This window comes from Paenibacillus sp. GbtcB18 (genome assembly GCF_019091125.1).
GTDB classification, from domain to species: domain Bacteria; phylum Bacillota; class Bacilli; order Paenibacillales; family NBRC-103111; genus Paenibacillus_F; species Paenibacillus_F chitinolyticus.
This window is the reverse complement of the sequence record NZ_JAGXJX010000071.1, coordinates 1-955: the sequence shown is the minus strand read 5'-3', so window position 1 is coordinate 955 and position 955 is coordinate 1. Positions and strand designations below refer to the sequence as shown.

Sequence of the window (955 nt, the reverse complement as noted above, 5' to 3'; positions counted from 1 at the left end):
ATAAGATTAGGGGAAAGTCTTTGTGAAAATGAGGGGGACGCCCATACTTAGATATAAAATCATAAATATTTGTGATAGGCATTTTTTTGCCTCCCTTTATATTTTGATGGTTTTTTATAATATATGGAGGAAGTATTTATATATGAAATAACAATAAAGGTATCTAAATAATTGTATACGAACGCGTTAATTGAAAACAAAAAGGGGCGCACATGTAAGTGGACGTACTCTGCTGGCATTATCAAATTGTGAAAAGCTAAAAAGAATAAAAAAACCACTAGTAACTAAAAAGACCGATAACGAATCAATATAAAATCATTTCATACAAAATCTACAAGAAGGTTGAAGTAGACACTCACGTGGGTGTCTTTTCTTCATAGGGTGTAATTGCTATCCTAGATTGATATAGGTGAAGGGCTACCTATTTTTACGGATAGCTGTATCGGAACAATTTATTTAGTACATAACTTTCAATGAATATTGAATTGAGGACGGATGTAAGTTGAAATTTAATAGCCGATTTCTAATAGGAAAGAATGGCGTTTTTTATCTTTAAATACTTTACAAGATCGAACTAGAGATGTCGGATTTGTATAATGCGCCAATAAATATCAGTGAAAAGATATACGTATTGTTGATATGACATTTGATGTGATTTTAATAAATTAATTTAATAGTACTTAAAAAGTTAGCTTTGGTATAAGAAGCATAATAGTACCGGGAACACATATTATATAAAGACAAATGAAGGGTAATATAATTTCGCGTATCAATATAATGCAGTCGTATTATAGGAGTTGATGATGTGGCTGATAAAAATGAAATGCAAAAAATATATGAATTGCTTCAAGCTCATGCAATAGATCCTGATTTAATTGGACCTACTTTTCCGCCAATTCCATCAATAACATTTCCTACGGGGCCGACAGGAAATACGGGAGCAACCGGAAGTACG

At 32.0% G+C, this 955-nt stretch carries 1 protein-coding gene; it reads left to right on the top strand.

Annotated elements, in window-relative coordinates; translation table 11 throughout:
• Positions 1–823: 823 nt before the first annotated feature.
• Positions 824–955, top strand: a 132-nt coding sequence (locus KVT34_RS32815) for an exosporium leader peptide-containing protein (RefSeq protein WP_217563221.1), incomplete at its 3' end; no start/stop codon positions are given.